The sequence below is a fragment of the Rhizobium sp. L9 genome, from assembly GCF_002531885.1.
Taxonomy (GTDB): Bacteria; Pseudomonadota; Alphaproteobacteria; order Rhizobiales; family Rhizobiaceae; genus Rhizobium.
In genome coordinates this window covers 1-2,893 of record NZ_NWSZ01000069.1, presented here as the reverse complement: position 1 = coordinate 2,893, position 2,893 = coordinate 1, and the positions used below count along the sequence as shown (strand labels likewise).

At 56.4% G+C, this 2,893-nt stretch carries 3 protein-coding genes; 2 read left to right on the top strand and 1 reads right to left on the bottom strand.

The annotated features are described in order from the left end of the window. A partial coding sequence (locus CO660_RS32135; protein WP_141504974.1) for a calcium-binding protein occupies positions 1-517 on the top strand: 517 nt, incomplete at its 5' end. 149 nt (positions 518-666) lie between these two features. On the opposite strand, the gene CO660_RS32130 is transcribed toward CO660_RS32135, so the two are convergent. Then, positions 667-1,575, bottom strand: coding sequence for a nucleotidyltransferase and HEPN domain-containing protein (locus tag CO660_RS32130; RefSeq protein WP_097601862.1), 909 nt, complete (start codon positions 1,573-1,575; stop codon positions 667-669). Positions 1,576-1,902: 327 nt separating this feature from the next. On the opposite strand from CO660_RS32130, the gene CO660_RS32125 reads away from it, so the two are divergent. Next, positions 1,903-2,893: MobA/MobL family protein (locus CO660_RS32125; RefSeq protein WP_176536419.1), on the top strand; the 991-nt coding region annotated here is incomplete at its 3' end.

The following is a 2,893-nucleotide window of genomic DNA, read 5'->3' as shown; positions in this document are numbered from 1 at the left end:
TGCGGATACCTTGATCGGCGGGGCTGGCCACGATATCTATATCGTCGATAATGCCGGTGACCTCGTCACCGAAGCCGCCAATGAGGGGACCGATACGGTTCGCACGAACCTGGCGAGCTATGTGCTTGCCGCCAATGTCGAGAACCTCACCTTTATCGGAACAGGGCCGTTTGCGGGCACGGGGAATGCGCTGAACAACGTTATCGTCGGTGGCAGTGGTTCTAATACGCTGACCGGTGGCGCCGGCAATGACACCCTCACGGGTGGCGCGGCAGCCGACCTCTTCGTTTATTCGGCGAACTGGGGCCACGATACGATCACAAACTTCGTGGGAACCGGCTCCGCACATGACGCGATCTCGATTGATCACGGCATCTTCGTCGACTGGGAATCGCTTTTTGCGGCAAGCGAGCAGTTCGGGAATGATACGATTATCATGGCCGATTCCGACAACACCATAACCTTGAAGAATGTCGCTCTTTCAAGCCTGCAGTCGTGGGACTTCTTGTTTGCTTAATCCTCGCTCGGACATTGCCGCGTCGCCACAGCATTTTGCTGACACCGCCCGCCAGCAACAGTCTGAGATCGGGGAGGGTGCCTCCCGCTGAAATGTCCGCAGTTGCCTTGGCTAATTCTGGGTAGTGACGACATGAACTTCCGGGGACATCATTGGGAGTGCCGCTGAAGCTTCGCCAGATGCTCGGCGCAAACCGTTTTGACCAGATCAAGCAATAAAGCGGTTTGTTGTGCGAGCCAGCCAAGTGCCTCCTCGCTGATCTCGAAATGCTTCGAATACCGCGCCTTCACATATGCCTCGTTCAGCGTGTTGAACCAGGCGCGCTCACGATGCTGATCACGAGGAAAGGCTTCGGCGAGACGTCGGACCTGCTCTTCGGCGAGTGAGCGGAGGAATTTGATGTTGTGCGACGGCGGGCCGTAATTAGTGAGCGTTAGCAGCACACAGGAGTAGGCCTGCTCGATGGATTGATGAAGCTCGAATGCTGCGTTTTCTGCAAAATCCCGCTCAATCGCTAGCGTTGCCATTTGGAGAAAGCGTGTGGCCGCCCGAAATCTTTGATCGAAATGTCCGTCCGCAAGTTTGAAAAGATCTGCCTGGGAAAGAGGTTTAGACTCCGCGAGCGGCTCGTTATCGAGCTCGTAGAGAACAATGCCTTCCCTCCGGATGTCGGAAAAGAAGTACTGCCCTTCTTTGAGAAAGTTGTTCACCTCTCGAATGGAGTGGACGATGAAGCTTACCGGCGTTTCGATCGTCTTTTCGTGAATCAGCCGGTCCGCGGCCTTGTGCCAGTGCTCGGCGAAATGACAGAGCTTGCGGTTGTTGACGATGATGAGGAGATCGAAATCAGAACGATAACCCTTCATCGTGAAAGGTTCATCAACCCATCCACCCTTGGCGTAGGAGCCAAATAGGATAATCTTCAAGATCCGGCCGCGCTTTTTGAACTCGGCCGTACCGTCTTTCAGCGCATCCTCGAATTCCTCGTGGAGGATCTCCAGAACACGGCCAATCTCGCGTTGTTTGCGGAGTGGCATATGGTTGAGGGACGACTTCATAGCACCATCGATAGGCGAAAGATCCTGCACCGTCTACGACAAATTCTGTACGGCCAAGCCATTTCCTTAGGTCTCCAAACCGTCTTTTCGTCCGCTTGTTCGCTGGGTACCGCAACCCGCGGAGCTCAAAACAGGCAGTTCAAACCCCTGTGCGTTATACTACCTTGATTGAGGTAGTAAAATGACGTAGGTTGTGGTTCTCGAAAATTACACCGTGCAAGGAAAGGATTTGAAGACGTCGTCGGCGGGGCGGTGGCTCCTTCGGTCCGTCTATTCCGGTAGCGACGGGCTCGCTGGTGCAACTTGATTCAAGGGCAGGAGACATTAGTGGCGATCATGTTTGTGAGGGCGCAGGTGATCAGTAGGGGCGCGGGACGTAGCGTCGTCGCGGCCGCCGCTTATCGTCATCGCACACGAATGACGGATCGCCAGGTGGGCAGATCTTTCAGCTATCGCAGCGGAAATCCTGAGCTGGCGCATGAGGAACTGGCGCTTCCTGAGCAAATTCCCGCTTGGCTGCGCGAGCTGATCGACGGCTATTCGGTCGCGAGGGCGAGCGAGGGACTGTGGAATGCCGTGGAGGCGTTCGAGTCGCAGGCCAACGCGAGGCTCGCCCGCGAGCTGATCATCGCGCTGCCAGAGGAATTGACGAGGGTGGAGAACGTCGCGCTGGTGCGCGAATTTGTGCGGGACACTGTTACCGCGACTGGGATTGTCGCCGATTGGGTTTATCATGACAAGGACGGTAATCCACACATCCATATGATGACTACATTGCGGGCGTTGACCGAAGATGGCTTTGGTCCGAAAAACTCTCCTGTTTTAGGGGAAAATGGGGAGCCATTACGTCGTAAGAACACCGGCAAGATCATCTATGAACGCTGGGCCGGCGACAAGGAAACCTTGAAGGCCTGGAAGATCGCCTGGGCGGAAACGGCCAACCGGCATCTGGCGCTCGCAGGTCATGAGATCCGGCTCGACGGTCGTTCCTATGCCGAACAGGGGTTGGACGGCATCGCGCAAAAACATCTTGGGCCGGAGAAGGCGGCATTGGCGCGAAAGAGGAGGGAGCTCTATTTCGCGCCGGCCGATCTCGCCCGCCGCCAGGAGATGGCCGACCGGCTGCTGGCAGAGCCGGAGCTTTTGCTGAAGCAGCTCGGCAATGAGCGCTCGACCTTCGACGAGAAGGATATCGCCAGGGCGCTGCATCGCTATGTCGATGATCCCGCAGACTTCACCAATATCCGCGCCCGGCTGATGGCGTCGGATGAACTTGTGATGCTGAAGCCGCAAGAGTTCGAGGCAGAAACGCTTAAGG

Coding starts and splice junctions, on each gene's coding strand:
- CO660_RS32130 (WP_097601862.1), bottom strand. CDS start 1,575: ATGAAGTCGTCCCTCAACCATATGCCACTCCGCAAACAACGCGAGATT.